The following is a 15,975-nucleotide window of genomic DNA, read 5'->3' as shown; positions in this document are numbered from 1 at the left end:
GATATAAAGGGCCTGAAAAGATGAATCTTTGGTAAGTAAAGGTTATGGGCTTCCTCAAACACGTATTCCTCTCCCTGATGATCAGCCTCGCGTTCTGGTCATTGCCGGCTGCCTCCGCGGACCTGCTCGCAAAGGCCGATACTCGCATGCCGGCCAAAGCGGGTGCCGTCGACATCACCCAGGTGGTGGTAAAAAAAGCAGAACGCCGCCTCTTCCTCATGGCCAATGACAAGATCGTTCACAGTTACCGCATTTCCCTGGGCGACAATCCCGAAGGGCACAAGCTGTACGAGGGTGACGAGAGGACCCCGGAAGGCCAGTACACCCTGGACTGGCGAAACGTCCACAGTGACTTCTACAAATCCATCCACATTTCCTATCCAAGTGCCCACGATCGGGAGCTGGCGCGGGCCTGGGGCCTGAATCCGGGCGGCAGCATCATGATTCATGGCCTTCCGAATAATGCCGGCGACATGGCCTTTGCCTATGAAGGTCTGGACTGGACGGATGGCTGCATCGCGGTCAACAACAAGGCCATGGATGAGATCTGGCAACTGGTTTCCAATGGAACCCCGATCCGCATTCTGCCGTGAATAGAGATGAAGCAACGATTAAGTTGCTGTCATAGGGACTAAAAATTTACGTATACTGAGTTAACATTTCGCCGGTGTGTGATTTACACTGTTTTACGATTCGTTGGAAAACATCCATCGGAGCCGGTTTATCAGGAAGTGGTCTATACTGACTTCCGGAACTCAGGAAATAACTCAACCAATAAGGGGATTTACCATGCGTAAACTGATGATCGCCGGGTTCGCACTGGCCACTGCCGTTACTGCAGGTTGTGCCACCACCGACCAGGGCGCTATCGACGAGGCCAACGCAACTGCCAGCTCTGCCGAGCAGACTGCTGAAAACGCAATGAACACTGCCAACAGCGCTGCCAGCTCTGCACGCACTGCCCAGCAGACTGCTGAAGAAGCTCTGGCCGCAGCCCGCGCAGCACAGAAGGCTGCCGACGAGGCCAACGAGCGCGCCAAGCGCATGCTGCAGACTTCCAGCCAGAAGTAAGGCCCGGAAGTTCAGCAGAAAAGGCCGGCAAGTCCGGCCTTTTTTTGTGCCCGGATGCCCGGTTACTCGTCTTTTTCGGCGACAGGGCCCTTGCCCTGAGAGGCTTTTTCCATGAACGGCCGGAGCAGATCCATCGGCATCGGGAACATGATGGTCGAGGCATTGGAGCCGCTCATGTCCGCCATGGTTTGCAGATAGCGCAGTTGCATGGCCCCTGAATTGGCAGACATCACCTGTGCCGCTTCCACCAGTTTCTTAGACGCCTGCAGTTCACCCTCGGCATGAATGACCTTGGCTCGCCGCTCACGCTCGGCCTCGGCCTGACGGGCAATGGCACGGATCATGGACTCGTTCAGGTCGACGTGCTTGATTTCCACGTTGGCGACCTTGATGCCCCACTCCTCGGTCTGGGCATCGATGATTTCCTGAATATCCGCATTGAGCCTGTCCCGTTCGGACAGCATCTCATCCAGATCGTGCTTACCGAGAACCGAGCGAAGGGTGGTCTGTGCCAACTGGCTGGTGGCCGAGTTGTAGTCTTCAACCCGAATGATGGCCCGTTCCGGATCGACCACCCGGAAATACAGCACCGCGTTCACCCGGACTGTCACGTTATCCTTGGAAATGACATCCTGGCTGGGCACATCCAGCACAATCACCCGGAGGTCCACCCGCACGATCTGCTGGATGCCGGGGATCACGATAATCAGGCCGGGGCCCTTGACCCCCTGGAACCGGCCGAGGAAAAACACCACGCCACGTTCGTACTCGGGCAGGATCTTGATGGCCGACACCAGAATGAGCAGCAAAATCACTGCCGGTGCCAGGTAGGGAATCAGATTGCCGATCATAGGGTCTCTCCTTGTTCACACAGAACACATGTACGCCGGGTCAGTCAGTCTCCTGAACGACCTCGACGGTTACCGTCAATCCATCGATACCGGTCACCCGGATCGGGTCTCCGGCCGCCACCGGCGTCGAGCTCCGCGCCTTCCAGCGCTCGCCGCTGATTCGCACATGGCCCGAGTAGTGGCCATGTTCGGCGGAAAATTCATCCAGGGCGGTTCCCTGCTCGTGCACAATCTGCTCGGCACCGATCACCGGATGCTTTTTGCGGAGCCCCATGAAGCGGGTCACCGTCCACAATATGAACCCTGCGGCCACCAGAGCGGTTCCGCCCACGGTTGGCAGGGAGATGTCCCGGTGGGTTCCGTCCATCAGGATGACCGAGCCGGCGACAAACGCCACGATGCCTCCAATCCCGAGGATTCCGAAGCTGGGCACGAATGCCTCGCCGACAATAAAGGCCAGGCCGAGCAACACCAATGCCAGGCCGGCGTAATTCACCGACAGCACCTGGAAGGCAAACAGGGCAAGCACGAGGCAGATCGCTCCGATCACACCGGGAAAGATGGCGCCGGGACTGGCCAGCTCGAAAATGATGCCGTAGAAACCGATGATCATCAGGAAATAGGCAACATTGGGATCGGTAATCACCGACAGCAGACGGGTCCGCCAGTCCGGCTCCGCCCGCACCAGCTCCAGGCCCGCGGTATGGAGTACCCGGTCACCGGCTGCCAGGGTAACGGTACGGCCGTCGATGCTGGCGAGCAGCGCTGGCACGTCAGGCGCCACGACATCGATCACATTCTGTTTCAGCGCGTCATCGGCACCCAGATTGACGGCATCACGCACCGCCGCTTCAGCCCAGTCGGCATTTCGCCCATGTCGGTCCGCCAGACTGCGGATGTAGCTCACGGCATCTTCCAGGATTTTGCGTTCCATGGCCGTCTTGCCGTCACTGCCGCCCTGATCCTGATCCGACGGGGTTCCCGGGTCGCTTCCCGGCAACCCGCCCATCTGGACCGGCGTCGCAGAACCCAGGTGGGTAGCCGGGGCCATTGCGGCAATATGGCTGGCGTAGAGGATATAGGTACCGGCACTGGCCGCCCTGGCCCCCTGCGGCGACACATAGGTAGCCACCGGAACCTCGGAGGACAGGATGGCCTTGTTGATGCCGCGCATGGATTCCATGAGACCGCCCGGGGTATCCATCCGGAGCACCACCAGCGCCATGTTGGCCGATTCGGCGCGCCGTATACCTCGGGTCACATAATCCATGGTCGCAGGACCGATGGCGCCCTCAACATTCAGCACCAATGCCTGACGGGGGCCGGATTGGGCGGACAGGTCCTGGAACAGCGACCAACCAGCCAGGAGCAGTCCGAGAAAGGCAACCAGCGCGAAGGCGAGGCGCCTCCCGGGGGATCTGGATCTGGCCGAGGGCATTCCTTGCATGGCACGTCTCCGCGATCGTCAGAAAATTTTTGCCAGCATCGACTCCGGCAAACGCCTCAGAATGAAACCGATTGGCGTCCACGGCCAGCCCGGCACAAAACACTCGTTGCGCCCCGATTCGATGGCTTTCACCATGGCACGGCAACCGGTTTCGGCATCCACGATGAACGGGGTATTTTTCACTTTTTCGTTGATCTCGGTACGAATATAGCCCGGATACAGCGTCGTGACCCGTATCGGTGAGCCGGATTTCTTCAGTTCGACCCGCAAACCTTCGGAAAGTGCCGCCAGACCCGATTTGGTCGCGGCATAGGTGGTGACGTTCCCGGGAAGCCCCCGAACGGCCGTCACCGACGACACCGTTACCAGATGGCCCCGGTTCTGTTCCCGGAAAATCTCCATCGCTGCTTCCATCTGGGCCAGCGCCGCCACGAAATTGGTTTCGGCGGTCTGAAGGTTGGCCCGGAATTTTCCGGTACCCAGGGGCTGCCCCTTGCCGATCCCGGCGTTGACGATGATCCGGTCGAGGGTGCCGAACTCATCGCGGAACGCGCGGAAGACATCGAATACCTGATCATGATTGTTCACGTCCAGCGCACGGACACTGATCGTCAGCCCGGGGTATCGCCCCTGCAATTCCTCTTTCAGGGCATCCAGCCGCTCGGTCCGTCGGGCGCAGAGCGCGAGATTATCGCCGCGGGCGGCAAATTCCCTGGCCATGCCCTCACCGAGGCCGGAACTGGCGCCGGTGATCATAATGGTGCGACTCATGGATTCTCCTCGTTATCGTTATTGTGTCCGTCACCCGCACCGGGCCTCAAAAATAGAGTTCAGGCCCGCTTTCGGATTTTTTCGCCTTCTTCGGCGTCTTTTCCTCCGACGTGTCATCCGCCGCCATACGGGCGACCTGCTCACCAATCATGGTCGGAATACCGGATGCCTCGTCTACCGCCAACTCAATGGCCCGCCGCTTCATCTCTACGCCGGGATGCCTTTTCCGGAATGCCTCGACTTCCTCGGTGACTTTCTGCCAGAGCTGATCCCGCTCGTCCTGGGGGTATTTTTCGTGCGGGCGGTGCACTTCCAGCCAGACCTCGCCTTCCGACATACCGATCTTGACGGGGTCACGCACGATCTGGACCGGTGTGCCCTTGTCCACCTGATAGACAAAGCGGGAAATGTCCTCGTTGTACATCCGGAAGCAACCATGGCTGACTGGCGTACCCACGCCGAACTTCTTGTTGGTACCGTGAATCAGGTAACCCTTCTCACTGAGCAGCAATGCGTGGGTACCCAGCGGGTTATCCGGTCCGGGCGGGATCATCTTGGGCAGATACCCGCCGGACGCCTCGGCGGCCGCACGAATGCTCTTGGGCGGATACCAGGCGGGCGACTCCAGGGGCATGGTGACCTTGGCATCGGTCAGCGGGGAGGGATTCTCGTCGGTGCCCACCCCCACCGGATAGACCTGCACGTCACCTTTGTCGGTGAAATAGTAGAGCCGGTATTCCGCCAGATTGATCACGATCCCTTTACGGTGGAAGTCGTCCGGAATCACATACTGGCGCGGTAGCGTAATAGTGGTCCCTTCACCGGGCAGCCAGGGATCCACGCCCGGATTCGCCTTGACCAGCTCCAGGTAGCCCAGCGCCAGGCGGCTGCCGATGGACGCGAAGGTATCCTCATAATGCGTCTTGAACGACTGCAGGTGGCCGGCGAGATCGCCGTGAATGCGGAACGTTGGCACCCGAGGTGTGCGATCCGGTTCGGACTGGGCCGACGCAGCATCCTGCTCCTGCTGTTGCTCCTTGGAGGGCGCGGCATAGGCCAGCGGCGATACCAGCACCAGAAAGACCAGGCATTTCCAGAAAAGTCCAAACTGCATAATGTCGTTCCGAAATCTCTCGTTCTCGCATCCCGTGACAGCGGGCGTGCTCAGGAGTTCATCACGGTGGTCCAGACTGTGACCACCGCCAGGATTGCAAACAGGATACTGGCACTGATTCGTGCGGTTGCCAGCGGCATTCGCTCCATCAGCCAGCGCCCCGCCATGATAACCGGTATGTTGGCCAGCAACATCCCCACGGTGGTCCCCATGATAACCCATAATGTCGCATCGAATTTGGCCGCCAGGACCACGGTTGCGACCTGGGTCTTGTCGCCGATCTCCGCCAGGAAGAACATGATGGTGGTGGCCATGAAAGCGCCCATGCCCAGGAATTTGGAGTCTTCGCTGTCGTCCTTGTCCGGCACCAGCAGCCACAGTGCAATAGCAACGAAACTCACTGCCAGTATCCAGGGCAGCCACGCCTCGGGAATCCACTTTGCAACCCAGGCGCCAAACCATGCGGAAAGGGCATGATTGAGAATGGTGGAGATCAGAATGCCCAGAATGATCGGCAGCCGGGTGGCGTAGCGGGCGACCAGGAACAGAGACAGCAGTTGGGTCTTGTCACCGATTTCGGCAATCGCGACGGCGGCCGTCGAGGCGAGGAATGCGTCCATGAGGATTACAGCTCCAGGGCGGAAAGTCAGACATGAGACAGCTCACCTTCCGCCCTTTGGAGGTGATCTGCCTCAGGTCTTGCCAGACCCGCACCGATGCAATGCGAGACACGATGGCCATGGAGATTGAGCCCCAAGTGTGTTGACCATCGTCCGGCCGGCGATATTCGACGGCACGGAGGCTACTCCCCTGAAGGAAGCGCTATCCTAGCCAATTACCCTTCCGCGCGCAACCGAACTAGGCGCGCATTCGCCAGACCGGAATCACCGCGAGCGCGACGAAAGCCGCGACCAGCCACCAGGCATTGTGGAAGGCATCAATGGTGGGCAGGCCATCGCTGTGCTCGCCGAACTCTACCGTCAACGCAACGATGTTCACCCCGAACGCGCCACCGAGTTGCCGGGTGAAATTGATGGTACTGGACGCTGCACCCAGCTGTTCCGGCGCCAGGGGATTCAGGGCGCCGGTCGACAGCGCCGGCAACATGAATCCGATACCGATGCGGCCGAGGATGGTCCAGAACGCCAGCCAGCCAAACGCCAGACTCTTGTCGGAGATGGCGAACAGCGTCGCCGAGATGGCAAACATCACGATCCCGAAAACCACGAGGCTGCGGGCACTCTGCCGGTCCGCCAGCCGACCGGCCAGTGGAAAGGTCATCCCCAGAACGATGCCTGCGGGCAGCATCAGCAGTCCGGCTTCCGTGGCGGAGAAGGCCAGCGACGTCTGGACAAACAGGGGCACCAGATAGGTCGACCCGAACAGCGCGAGCCCGAGTGCCATGGCGCCCAGATTGGCATTGCGGAAGGAGGGCATACGTAACAGGGCCAGATTGACCAGCGGGTGCCGGGTCGATCGCTCCCGAATCACGAAGAGCGTCAGCAGCACCAGCACGACAATGGCCTGAACCCCGATCCGCCACTCCTGCCCCGCAAGCTCCTGCAGGCGGTTCAGGGTATCCAGAGCCAGCCCGATGGTGGCACCCAGGAGCAGCAGCCCCGGCGTATCGAATCGGTAGGGTTCCGGACGGGAAGGCGGGAGCGGCAGAAAACGCCATGCCATCACCACACCGATGAGCGTCACCGGGGCAGGTGCGAACATGACATAGCGCCAGTTCATCTCATCCACCAGGAACCCACCCAACACCGGTCCGAGGGCGGGCGCCAGGATCACGCCCGTGCCGTAGATACCCATCGCCTGGCCCCGGCGATCCCGGGGGAATATCCGGAACACCAGGTACATGCCCATGGGCTGCATCAACCCGGCCATCGCCCCCTGGCCCACGCGGGCGGCGATCAGCTGGGACGGTGAATCGGCGAAACCGCCGGCAACGGATATGGCCGTAAACACAGTCATGGCCGCGGCCAGGGTTTTGCGGACGCCAAAATGGTCCAGCAGCCAGGACGACGCCAGCATGGTGGTGGTCATGGCGGCGATAAACCCGGTGGCCAGCCAGTGCACCTGTCCCTGGCGGATGCCGAATTCGACCATGATGTCGTGCAGCGCCACATTGACGACGGTTGCACTGAGCACCGTCGCCATGGTGCCCAGCATCACCGTGATCACCGCCAGCCAGCGCCAGCGTTCGCCGTATCGGGCTCGGAGCCCCTCTACCGTATTATCGGACAGGTCCGGACTCCGTTATGATCTCTGCTTTTCCGCATTTTCCATGATCTTGTGGAAAACGCGCAGACTGACCTCGATGTCCTCATCGCTGACGCCATCAAGCATTTCCTCACGCAACCTCGCCGCCCGCTCGGACAGATCGTCCATAAAGGAACGTCCGGCATCGGTCAGGTGCAGACGCCGGGCCCGACGATCGTTGGGGCAGGGACGGCGCTCGATCAGCCCCTGCTGTTCCAGGCTATCGAGCAGACGCACGAGCGTCGGGTTCTCGATGGCCATCAAGCTGGCCAGTTCTCTCTGCGTCAGGCCTTCACCACCCTGCTGCAGGTAGACCATGGTGCTCCAGCGAGCCTGGGTAACGCCCAGATCCTTCAAGCGCTCATCCAGCATTTTGCGCCAGCGACGTGTAACCCGTGCCACCGCGAATGGAAACTGTTCTCTCATGAACTATCGCTCCTTTCCGAGAGGAAATGACTGTCACTGCGGACCGCTCCGCAACAAAGCCTATGCTTACATTATCAGATAGCTACCAATAGTATGCTAACCATTGAGAAAAAAACAGATGCCAATGCAAAAATATCACCTTACGATCCGGTTATCTGGCCTGCTCGGCCTCTTGCGCCATGGTGTGGGCTTCCGGAGACTGATGGAAATCCTCGTTACGTGGGTCGAGCTCGGTGAGAACGGGTGAGGACTCCGGCATGGCCGGTACGAAATGCTCCTGATCGGCAACAGCAACATCCTCTGTATGGCTGATGCGGTAGCTGGTGATCACCGCCAGCAGGACCAGAACGGCGGCATCGCCCAGGAACAGCCCACGGGGACCGATCAGACCGATCAGTTCGGCAAGGACGATGGGACCAATGACACTGCCAACACCATAGCTCAACAGGAGCGTCGCGCTGGCGGACACGATCCGGGAACTTTCCATCCGGTCATTGGTGATCGCCACGGCAATCGGGTAGACCGTTGCCGACAGGCCGGTAAATACACCGACCAGCAGGGTCAGAACCCACAGGTTCAGTGCACCGAGCAGGCCGACCGCCCCGGCAGCGGCCGCGCCCGTCAGCGCTACCCAGAACATCACGCGCCGACGATCGAAAAGGTCACAGAGCCGGCCCAGCGGCCAGGCCAGAATCATGGCCGCCACAATGGCGCTGGCCATGAATGTGGATGTACGGGCGACATCGAGCCCGGTGAGCGTGGCGTAGACCGGGCCGAGGGCATAAAAGCCGCCAATCAGGATGCCGCAGATCAGGGCACCCGCTACGCCGGTAAAGGATTCCCGCGCGAGAACGAAGAAAGAGAGGCGACTGACCTGCTCAATAGCCGGAGCCTCCATACGGGTCAGGGACAGGGGCACCAGCGCGAGGGTCAACAGAATGGCGGCCAGGGAAAAAGGCATGAAATTGGCCGGATCACCGACGTTCACCAGCAACTGTCCGCTGGCGGCCGAAAGATAGAAGACGATCTGATAGACGGCGAACAGGGCACCCCGATTGGCGTTGGTGGCACGGCTGGAAAACCAGCTTTCAATGACCACCAGTACACCGGCGACGGTAAATCCGGACAGGACCCGCAAAACCGCCCAGAAGACGGTGGATACGGCCATGGGGTACATCAGGGAAACGATAGCCGCCAATGCTGCCAGGGCGGCGAAGGCCCGAATATGGCCCACCCGGCCAATGATGCGGTGTACGTAAAGCGTGCCCAGCACAAACCCGATGGAATAACAGACCAGCACCCAGCCAATGACATCGGGTGGAACCTGCTCAATGCTCAGGCGGATGCCCAGCAGGGTCATCAGAAAAGCGTTGCCGCTTACCAGAAGCACAATGCTCAGAATCAGAGCAGACAGGGAAGCGACCATACGGGTCATGACAACGGGCTCCAGGACACGTGTTACGGGAACAGTCGAATATGGACAAGATAGCAGCGGGAACCCGGAATTGCCGGGCACGGCATTAGAACAGCAAGCGGACGGACGCACCACTAGGCAATTGCCGATACGGGAAGGCTTTCGTGCACGGAGATTGCTTTTACAAGATTTTACATTATTAATGGGCCGTAACAGACCCGAACTCCGCGAGCAGGTACCATAAATTCACGTTTTCAAACGATTCCAACGAGCACCCTGGATATGAAAAAAACGGACTGGCCCATCCGCTGGGATCTGCTGCTTCGATATCGACTGATCGAAACCGTCGCTTACTGGGAAGGTCGGCTGACCACCAATCACATCTGCCACGGTTTTGGAATTGGCCGCCAGCAGGCGTCAAAGGACATCAACACCTACCTGCGCGAGCTTGCGCCAGGCAATCTGGTGTATGACCGCCACCTCAAGGGATATGTCCCTGCACCGGATTTCCAGCCGGTGGTCACCAGTGGCCAGGTCAGTGAGTATGTGGATTTGCTGGCGCGCCAGCAAACTCTCAGCCACACCGTGGACGCGCTCAATATCGGGTTGCCTGACAGTCACGTGGTCCAGGCCCCGAGCCAGGCCATCTCACCCGACACCATGCGGGCGGTGGTCACTGCTACCCGCAATGGGCGTCGCCTGAGAGCCAGCTATACGTCCCTGAGCCGGCCCGAACCGGTCGAAAGCATCATAGAGCCCCATACCCTGGTGTGTAATGGCGCCAACTGGCACCTGCGCGCCTGGTGCGACTCCAATCGTGAATTCCGGGATTTTGCCCTGACCCGCTTCCGCAAGGCACCGGAAGCCCTGCGCCAGCGCGCCAGACATACTCGAGACCAGGATGAGGACTGGAACCGTCAGGTCGTGCTCCTCGTCACCCCGGATCAGCGGCTGACAGCACCGCAGAGAGAGATCATAGCCCGGGATTACGGAATGACCGGTGGGCGCCTGGAAATCCGGACCCGCGCCGCACTGGCGCCCTATGTTCTGACGCAACTGGGCATTGCCTTTGATAATCAGCATCCGGACCCATTGATCCAGCAACTGGAACTGGCCAATCCGGATCAGCTTGGCTTCGGCAGTCGCCGGGAAAGGGCGCTCAAGGCAGTCGCGGGTCTCTGCTGACCGGCCCGCGATGCTGTTTTACCGTGTACTGGTCGCCGCGTGCCTGATCTTCCCCGGGACATCCGCCGTCCTTGCCGCAACCACCCCGTGTGGTGACCAGTTCACTCCCATCCATGCCGTCCAGGGATCAGGGCCCCGTTCTCCACTCGAAGGAAAGCGCGTCACCGTCGAGGGCATCCTGACGCTCGATTCCCGCAATCCTGGCGGATTCCGGGGTTTCTATCTCCAGCAGGCCGACACCGAAACCGACGATGACCCGGCCACCTCCGAAGCTCTGTTCGTGTACACGCGACGCAGCGCCGGATCCCCCGGAAAGCGCCTTCGCGTTACCGGTATCGTCCGGGAATTCCATGGCCTGACGGAACTGGCGGACATCGACTCGCTGCGAGTCTGTCGCGATGGCACGATGCCCGGCGCTGTCACTCTGAGGGCTGAAGATCCGGACACTTTCAAAGCGTTCGAGAATATGCGGGTTGAACTGCCGACCGGCATGACCGTGCTCGATACGCACAACTTCGCACGGTATGGCGAGTTGGTCCTGGGGTCCACGGATGCCATCGTACCAACAGAATACCTGCCACCCGCATCTTCGACGGCCAGGAAACTCGCCAACATCCACCACGGACAACTCGTGCTTGATGACGGTCGTGGCGTCCGTCAGCCAAAGCCACTCCCCTGGCCTGACGACCCCGGGCATGGCCGGGCAACCGTTCGTAGTGGAGACACACTGAAGGATCTTGGCGGCATTCTCGATTTCCGGTTCAAACGGTGGCGCCTGCAACCTCTCGGCACTCCCACCCTGGCCACGATCAATCCCAGATCCCCGCCCCCGACGCGCCCGCCGGGCGAGAGGACCGTCCGGATTGTCGCCCTGAACCTGAACAACTTTTTTAATGGTGACGGACAAGGGGGAGGTTTTCCGACCGCGCGCGGCGCACGATCCGAAAGCGAATTTCAGCAACAGCAGAAGCGGCTCGTCACGGCGCTGAGCCAACCCGATGCGGACATCCTGGCACTGACCGAACTTGAGAACGATGGGTATGGGGCAGCCAGCGCGATCAACCAGCTTGGCCGTGCCCTGGGGCCCGCCTGGGACTTCGTCAGAACCCCCGGACAGGACGGCTCGGATGCCATCCGGACAGCGCTGTTCTACCGTGCTGATCGACTGGTTCCCACGGGACGCCCTCACCGACTGAACAGCGGCCCGTTCAGGGACTGGGGTCGTCCACCCGTAGCGCAATCGTTTCGACGACCCGGCGACCAGCCATCGCTGCGGGTCGTTGTCGTTCACTTAAAATCCAAATCCTGCCGGCACGCCACCGGTGCCGATCGGGACCAGAGCGATGGACAGGGCTGCTTCAACCACCGGAGAACCCGGGAGGCCGAGGCCGTAACCAAGTGGCTCAACGGGCTCGCGCCCGAAACCGGTATGGTAGGTACGCTGGTAACCGGAGACTTCAACAGCTACTCCCGGGAGGCGCCTCTGACCGTCTTCCGGAAGCACGGATACCGCAACGAGGTTGCCCAACGCCATCCCTGCAGACCGGGAAACTGCGACCACTACACCTACCGTTTCAGAGGCCTCAAAGGTTCTCTGGACCATGCGCTGACATCCCCCGGGCTGGAGGCCAGAGTCGTCGGTGCTGCGACCTGGCTGATCAATGCCGACGAACCTCCGGCGCTGGGCTACCGGGGCGTGGCCGCCGATCGGGTCGACGGCCCCTGGCGTTCCTCTGACCACAATCCAGTCATCACCGACCTCCGCCTCTGACACTATGGCAGATGACCCGGGTGCCCGCGGCGGCCGGCACCTGGGCCATCGTCCCTGCGCCGGCCCCCGCTACACTGAATACTACCGTTAACGTGTCAGGATAGTGTATGAGAGTCCCCGCCCCGAATCTCTGGCCCGCTGCCCGCACCGGACAGCGCTGGCTGCTCAATGCCCGGCGACGCACCACAACCCTGGATGGCCATGAAATGGTCTACCTCGAAAGGGGACAGGCGGGCGACGGACGCCCGACAGTCGTGCTGATTCACGGCTTTGCCTCCATGAAGGAAAACTGGACACTCTGGCTTCAACGCCTGCCCAGGCACTGGCACGTACTGGCGCCGGATCTGCCCGGGTTAGGGGAAAGCGATTACCGGCCAGATGCCAGCTATCGCTACGAGAGCCAGGCCAGGCGCCTCAGGGACTGGCTGGCCGATTTGCCCACCGACAACATCCACCTGGCGGGAAGCTCCATGGGTGGTGCCATCGCGGCCATACTGGCGCACATCATGACGCCGGCACCCCGGTCAGTCACGCTGCTCAACAGTGCGGGCATTCCCGAACATCCCGATGCGGACCTGAACGCGCCGTTCGAGAGCGATCGTGACGCCATATTGATTCCGCAGGACTGGCGTGGCGTCTACCGGATGTTCAATACCGTGGGCAATGGCAAGCCAACGGCGTCGGGGATCGCCATGACCGGGTTGCTCGGCCCGGATCTGCTTGGACGGACCGAATCGCTGCGCCATATCTTCCGGGACATGCTGGCCGATCCACTGGCACCGGCGCGTTACCTGGGACCGGACACGCCACCGTTGCAGGTCCAATGGGGAGAGCGCGATGTCATCACGCCGACCCGGTGTGTCCGATGGTTCGAGAAGGCCACGCCAGACGCGGAAGTGCATGTGTTTCCCAGGGTAGGCCACCTCCCGATGGTGGAAACACCGGCGAAATCTGCGGCAGTGCTCCGGCACTTTGTCGAGCGCTATGCAACCGGCCCGCAGCCGGCATGAGCGAAGGCTGTCGATCGGGCCAGTTGGCCCATCGAGCCGAATGAGACGTCACCGAAGCCATGGGCAGGGAGCGGACAGACGGGATAATCGAATAACTGACTTCATCCCTTACATAACAAGAATGACCTAACGAGGACATCCATGCACGCCTCAGTCTCGACCGCTCAGGACCTGGGTATGCCGGCGATCTACCTGCATATCCTGGCAGAACTGCTCCACAGTCTTGGAGTTGATGATCAGGGCCTACTCCTTCGCGTCGGCCTGGATCCCTCCCGTCTCAATTCCGCAGAACTGCGGGTCAGCCAGGCACAGGCGAGCGAATTTGTGACTCGCGCCATCATCGAGAGCGGGGAGCCCGGACTGGGCATCCTGATGGCCCGGGAAATGAAGCTCCCGCTCCATGGCAATCTCGGCACCGCCGTCATGAGCAGCCGCAGGCTGGCAGACAGCCTGGCCCTGCTTACCCGGTTTCTGACCCTGCGGGCACCGCACCTTCGAATCGAGAAACGCCTTGTCAACGATGAGGCCCACTTCCGCGTCTCCTGCGACGTCGACCTGGGCCCACTGCAGGGTTTCATCATGGACGCGGTGTTATTTGGCTGCGCCTTCATGGGCAGCCAGCTCACCGGTACGCCGGTTGCGGGGGCGAGAATTCTGAGACGGGGTCCGGAGCCCCATTACTTCCCCCGGTTCCGGAAGTCCATTCCGGTACCGGTCCAGTTCGATACGATGGAAGACGCGCTGGTCATTCCCCGCGCCAGCCTCGACCTGTCGGTTCGATTCTCGGATGATCAGCTCGCGGCCGCCTCACGCGCCCAGTGTGAAGAAGCCCTGCAACGCCTGACCGAAAACGCCGGCTTTGCCTGTCGGGTTCGACGCGTCATCGAGACCAGCCACCCTTTCCCGCCGAAACTCGCGCGGGTTGCCGCCACCCTCTTTGTGTCCGAAAGGACTTTGAAGCGACGGCTGCAGGAAGAAGACGCAAGCTTCCAGAATCTGGTGGATGACGTGCGGCTGGAGCGGGCCGGAGAGTTGCTGACCCGCACCCGGATGAACCTGAGCCAGGTGGCCGATGCCCTTGGTTACGCTGACGCCGCCAATTTCACCCGCGCCTTCAAGCGATGGACGGGATCCAGTCCCAGCCAGTATCGCAGCGATGCGCAGAAGGCTGCCGCGGATCTTGCTCGCAACAGGGCGACCGCCTGAGTCATCAGTCGATGCCGATGATCTTGTGCATCTGGAGCGTGAGACGCCAGCGTGGGTGGGCCAGGCAATAATCGGTGGCCTTCCGGGTGTTGCTCTGCTTGACCGGATCATCGCCGGCAGCAGGGACCGTCGGTGAGGCCATGGGGGACAGGAAATAGTGGTGTGCATGGATATGCTCGAACCGTTCGGGCATCGCCAGTGGCTGAGGGTACACCAGTTTCAGTTCATCACAGGATTCAATCACCACCTCAGCATCCGCCTTCGGACTGACGCAAAGCCAGTCAATCCCCGCCGGCGCCGGCAGTGTCCCGTTGGTTTCAACCCCTACTTCAAAGCCTCGGTGGTGCAAGGCGGCGATCAACGGCTCATCGAGCTGCAGTAGAGGCTCCCCCCCCGTGCAGACGACATAAGGCCGCCCGGCCGCGTCGGGCCAGAGTCTCCTGATGTGATCCGCCAGGGCTTCTGCGGTCTCGAACCGTCCGCCATTCTGGCCGTCAGTGCCGACAAAATCCGTATCACAGAAATTGCAGACGGCATTGGCCCGGTCTTTCTCCCGCCCTGTCCAGAGATTGCACTTGCTGAAGCGGCAGAAAACGGCGGCCCGACCTGCCTGGGCGCCCTCTCCCTGCAGTGTGTAGAACGCCTCCTTGACCCGGTACATCAGGCGGACACCTCGTAATCCACTGGATCGGTTACCCCGTTGGCCGCAAAGGCCTCAAGCCTTTCAACACAGGAACCACACCGACCACAAGCCTTGTCACGGCCGTTGTAGCAGGTCCAGGTCTGGCTGTAGTCCAGGCCCAACTCCAGGCCGCGGGCGAGAATCGCGCCTTTGTCCATGGCCATGAAGGGTGCCTCGATCCCGACTGGTTCGTAGTTGGCGATCCGGCACACGGCATCCATCTTCTGGATGAATTCAGGGCGACAGTCGGGATAGATGGCATGATCGCCCCCGTGGGCTCCAAACCATACAGCCGATGCGCCTGCCGTTACCGCATAGCCGGTAGCGAGGGAGAGCAGGATCATGTTCCGGTTGGGGACCACCGTCGCCTTCATGCTGTCCTCTTCGTAGTGCCCCTCCGGCACATCGATATCAGAGGTCAATGCGGATCCACTCATGACGTCTGCCATGGCACGAATATCGATAACCTTATGGGGAATCCCCAGATCGCGACAGACGTCCCGGGCACAGTCCAGTTCGCGAACATGGCGCTGTCCGTAGTTGAAGGACAGTGCGTGAACGCGATAACCACAGGCGCGCGCATGGTGAAGAAGGGTGAACGAATCCATCCCTCCGGAGTAAATCACAACTACTGTGTCAGTCATTCAGGCTCCCACAACGGGTTTGGATAACCGCAGGTGTCATCACGGTTTTACAATGAGTGGAGATATTGTAACAGTGGAGGGCAAGGTTGGGTTCGCGTCTCGGCGGTGGGCCGGGTAA

16 protein-coding genes are annotated in these 15,975 nt (G+C 60.8%); 6 read left to right on the top strand and 10 right to left on the bottom strand.

Features of this window, described 5'->3' with window-relative positions:
• The first annotated feature begins 44 nt into the window (after positions 1-44).
• A complete protein-coding gene (locus tag MLD04_RS11560) occupies positions 45-593 on the top strand; it encodes a L,D-transpeptidase family protein (RefSeq protein WP_248158396.1) in 549 nt (182 codons plus the stop codon).
• 196 nt (positions 594-789) lie between these two features.
• Positions 790-1,071, top strand: coding sequence for an Lpp/OprI family alanine-zipper lipoprotein (locus tag MLD04_RS11555; protein WP_248158394.1), 282 nt, complete (start codon positions 790-792; stop codon positions 1,069-1,071).
• A gap of 62 nt (positions 1,072-1,133) precedes the next feature.
• Here MLD04_RS11555 and MLD04_RS11550 read toward each other — a convergent pair whose 3' ends face one another.
• The 8 genes from MLD04_RS11550 to MLD04_RS11515 all read right to left on the bottom strand — a co-directional run bounded on the left by MLD04_RS11550 (position 1,134) and on the right by MLD04_RS11515 (position 9,380).
• Positions 1,134-1,922 carry a slipin family protein gene (locus tag MLD04_RS11550; protein ID WP_248158392.1) on the bottom strand — a complete coding sequence of 263 codons (789 nt, stop codon included), beginning with the start codon at positions 1,920-1,922 and terminating at the stop codon, positions 1,134-1,136.
• A gap of 40 nt (positions 1,923-1,962) precedes the next feature.
• Positions 1,963-3,369 (bottom strand): NfeD family protein, encoded by a 1,407-nt coding sequence (locus MLD04_RS11545; protein WP_248158390.1) that lies wholly within the window; start codon positions 3,367-3,369, stop codon positions 1,963-1,965.
• Positions 3,370-3,387: 18 nt separating this feature from the next.
• Positions 3,388-4,140 carry an SDR family oxidoreductase gene (locus MLD04_RS11540; protein ID WP_248158387.1) on the bottom strand — a complete coding sequence of 251 codons (753 nt, stop codon included), beginning with the start codon at positions 4,138-4,140 and terminating at the stop codon, positions 3,388-3,390.
• Between the two features lie 46 nt (positions 4,141-4,186).
• Positions 4,187-5,254: a L,D-transpeptidase family protein gene (locus tag MLD04_RS11535; RefSeq protein ID WP_248158384.1), complete on the bottom strand. Its 1,068-nt coding sequence runs from the start codon at positions 5,252-5,254 to the stop codon at positions 4,187-4,189.
• 50 nt (positions 5,255-5,304) lie between these two features.
• Positions 5,305-5,874, bottom strand: coding sequence for a TMEM165/GDT1 family protein (locus MLD04_RS11530; RefSeq protein ID WP_248158381.1), 570 nt, complete (start codon positions 5,872-5,874; stop codon positions 5,305-5,307).
• Between the two features lie 238 nt (positions 5,875-6,112).
• The gene (locus MLD04_RS11525; RefSeq protein ID WP_248159474.1) at positions 6,113-7,504 is read right to left on the bottom strand and encodes an MDR family MFS transporter; all 1,392 of its coding nucleotides are present in this window, start codon (positions 7,502-7,504) and stop codon (positions 6,113-6,115) included.
• A 12-nt stretch (positions 7,505-7,516) separates the two neighbouring features.
• The gene (locus MLD04_RS11520) at positions 7,517-7,945 is read right to left on the bottom strand and encodes a MarR family transcriptional regulator (protein WP_248158377.1); all 429 of its coding nucleotides are present in this window, start codon (positions 7,943-7,945) and stop codon (positions 7,517-7,519) included.
• Positions 7,946-8,096: 151 nt separating this feature from the next.
• Positions 8,097-9,380 carry an MFS transporter gene (locus tag MLD04_RS11515; RefSeq protein WP_248158370.1) on the bottom strand — a complete coding sequence of 428 codons (1,284 nt, stop codon included), beginning with the start codon at positions 9,378-9,380 and terminating at the stop codon, positions 8,097-8,099.
• Positions 9,381-9,641: 261 nt separating this feature from the next.
• On the opposite strand from MLD04_RS11515, the gene MLD04_RS11510 reads away from it, so the two are divergent.
• From MLD04_RS11510 to MLD04_RS11495, 4 genes are all read left to right on the top strand, one after another.
• A complete protein-coding gene (locus tag MLD04_RS11510; RefSeq protein ID WP_248158367.1) occupies positions 9,642-10,544 on the top strand; it encodes a helix-turn-helix transcriptional regulator in 903 nt (300 codons plus the stop codon).
• Between the two features lie 10 nt (positions 10,545-10,554).
• Entirely contained in the window at positions 10,555-12,315 is a 1,761-nt protein-coding gene (locus MLD04_RS11505) for an ExeM/NucH family extracellular endonuclease (RefSeq protein ID WP_248158365.1), read from the top strand.
• A 107-nt stretch (positions 12,316-12,422) separates the two neighbouring features.
• Entirely contained in the window at positions 12,423-13,325 is a 903-nt protein-coding gene (locus MLD04_RS11500) for an alpha/beta fold hydrolase (RefSeq protein ID WP_248158364.1), read from the top strand.
• A gap of 141 nt (positions 13,326-13,466) precedes the next feature.
• A complete protein-coding gene (locus MLD04_RS11495; protein WP_248158363.1) occupies positions 13,467-14,531 on the top strand; it encodes an AraC family transcriptional regulator in 1,065 nt (354 codons plus the stop codon).
• 4 nt (positions 14,532-14,535) lie between these two features.
• Here MLD04_RS11495 and queE read toward each other — a convergent pair whose 3' ends face one another.
• Positions 14,536-15,192: a 7-carboxy-7-deazaguanine synthase gene (queE, locus tag MLD04_RS11490; RefSeq protein ID WP_248158362.1), complete on the bottom strand. Its 657-nt coding sequence runs from the start codon at positions 15,190-15,192 to the stop codon at positions 14,536-14,538.
• The gene (queC, locus tag MLD04_RS11485; RefSeq protein ID WP_248158361.1) at positions 15,192-15,857 is read right to left on the bottom strand and encodes a 7-cyano-7-deazaguanine synthase QueC; all 666 of its coding nucleotides are present in this window, start codon (positions 15,855-15,857) and stop codon (positions 15,192-15,194) included. The genes queE and queC overlap by 1 nt, the downstream gene beginning before the upstream one ends.
• Positions 15,858-15,975: the final 118 nt, after the last annotated feature.

It is taken from the genome of Marinobacter koreensis, from assembly GCF_023156285.1.
In the GTDB taxonomy this organism is placed as follows: domain Bacteria; phylum Pseudomonadota; class Gammaproteobacteria; order Pseudomonadales; family Oleiphilaceae; genus Marinobacter; species Marinobacter koreensis.
This window is presented reverse-complemented; position numbering and strand designations above follow the sequence as displayed.

Bases quoted from the DNA above. Each gene is read 5' to 3' on its own strand.
- MLD04_RS11560 (WP_248158396.1), top strand. From the start codon at position 45: ATGGGCTTCCTCAAACACGTATTCCTCTCCCTGATGATCAGCCTCGCG.
- MLD04_RS11555 (WP_248158394.1), top strand. From the start codon at position 790: ATGCGTAAACTGATGATCGCCGGGTTCGCACTGGCCACTGCCGTTACT.
- MLD04_RS11550 (WP_248158392.1), bottom strand. From the start codon at position 1,922: ATGATCGGCAATCTGATTCCCTACCTGGCACCGGCAGTGATTTTGCTG.
- MLD04_RS11545 (WP_248158390.1), bottom strand. From the start codon at position 3,369: ATGCAAGGAATGCCCTCGGCCAGATCCAGATCCCCCGGGAGGCGCCTC.
- MLD04_RS11540 (WP_248158387.1), bottom strand. From the start codon at position 4,140: ATGAGTCGCACCATTATGATCACCGGCGCCAGTTCCGGCCTCGGTGAG.
- MLD04_RS11535 (WP_248158384.1), bottom strand. From the start codon at position 5,254: ATGCAGTTTGGACTTTTCTGGAAATGCCTGGTCTTTCTGGTGCTGGTA.
- MLD04_RS11530 (WP_248158381.1), bottom strand. From the start codon at position 5,874: ATGGACGCATTCCTCGCCTCGACGGCCGCCGTCGCGATTGCCGAAATC.
- MLD04_RS11520 (WP_248158377.1), bottom strand. From the start codon at position 7,945: ATGAGAGAACAGTTTCCATTCGCGGTGGCACGGGTTACACGTCGCTGG.
- MLD04_RS11515 (WP_248158370.1), bottom strand. From the start codon at position 9,380: ATGACCCGTATGGTCGCTTCCCTGTCTGCTCTGATTCTGAGCATTGTG.
- MLD04_RS11510 (WP_248158367.1), top strand. From the start codon at position 9,642: ATGAAAAAAACGGACTGGCCCATCCGCTGGGATCTGCTGCTTCGATAT.
- MLD04_RS11505 (WP_248158365.1), top strand. From the start codon at position 10,555: ATGCTGTTTTACCGTGTACTGGTCGCCGCGTGCCTGATCTTCCCCGGG.
- MLD04_RS11500 (WP_248158364.1), top strand. From the start codon at position 12,423: ATGAGAGTCCCCGCCCCGAATCTCTGGCCCGCTGCCCGCACCGGACAG.
- MLD04_RS11495 (WP_248158363.1), top strand. From the start codon at position 13,467: ATGCACGCCTCAGTCTCGACCGCTCAGGACCTGGGTATGCCGGCGATC.
- queE (WP_248158362.1), bottom strand. From the start codon at position 15,192: ATGTACCGGGTCAAGGAGGCGTTCTACACACTGCAGGGAGAGGGCGCC.
- queC (WP_248158361.1), bottom strand. From the start codon at position 15,857: ATGACTGACACAGTAGTTGTGATTTACTCCGGAGGGATGGATTCGTTC.